The organism is Vreelandella aquamarina (genome assembly GCF_020075495.1).
Lineage (GTDB): Bacteria > Pseudomonadota > Gammaproteobacteria > Pseudomonadales > Halomonadaceae > Vreelandella > Vreelandella aquamarina_A.
Genome location: NZ_JABYQT010000033.1, coordinates 1 through 549, shown reverse-complemented (window position 1 = coordinate 549; position 549 = coordinate 1). Strand labels below are relative to the sequence as shown.

The window sequence follows — 549 nt, the reverse complement described above, 5'->3', positions numbered from 1 at the left end:
ATTTCATTGTTTACGCCGCTTGGATTCATTTGGGCGGTAACGACGCCGTTTGTGACCGTAACGCTTTTAACATATTTGCCTATGATTTTTGAAGCGGATGCCACGCCGGCAGAGTCGTTGTTTTCCGGCCATTTGCCGTGATTCAGGTAATACTCGGTAACGGCTGATTTTTGACCTTCGGCCAAAAGGATGGCTTCGGAAACTTGCGCGCGGGCGGGAATCCGGGTCTGTCGGCACGGAAACTTATCGGGAAAACGGTTTCTTTAGATTTTACGTCCTAGATTCCCGCTTTCGCGGGAATCACGGCGGTCGGGTTGGCGGGTCAAATGCCTCCGCCCGCCGTTTCAGGCGGCATCGGGCTTTCAGGGTGCGGGGCCCGCCCCGCTTCAGGCGGCATTTTTTCCAACAAATCTTCGACACAGGCGGCCGCCCACGCAAAATTGTCTTCGCCGTCGCGGATGTAATAAGCGGCGCAGATGACGGCAAGCAGCGCGGCCTCCGTGCCGCCGTCGAACCCGCAATCTTTCAGACCGGCGTACATTTTTTCAT

The 549-nt window shown here is 55.7% G+C and carries 2 protein-coding genes; both read right to left on the bottom strand.

All coding sequences use genetic code 11. The features are described from left to right. Window positions 1–221, bottom strand: a 221-nt coding sequence (locus tag HW452_RS17780; protein ID WP_180364763.1) for a pilin, incomplete at its 3' end; no start/stop codon positions are given. A gap of 101 nt (window positions 222–322) precedes the next feature. Then, the coding region (locus tag HW452_RS17345) for a hypothetical protein (protein WP_224107339.1) at window positions 323–549 on the bottom strand (227 nt) is incomplete at its 5' end.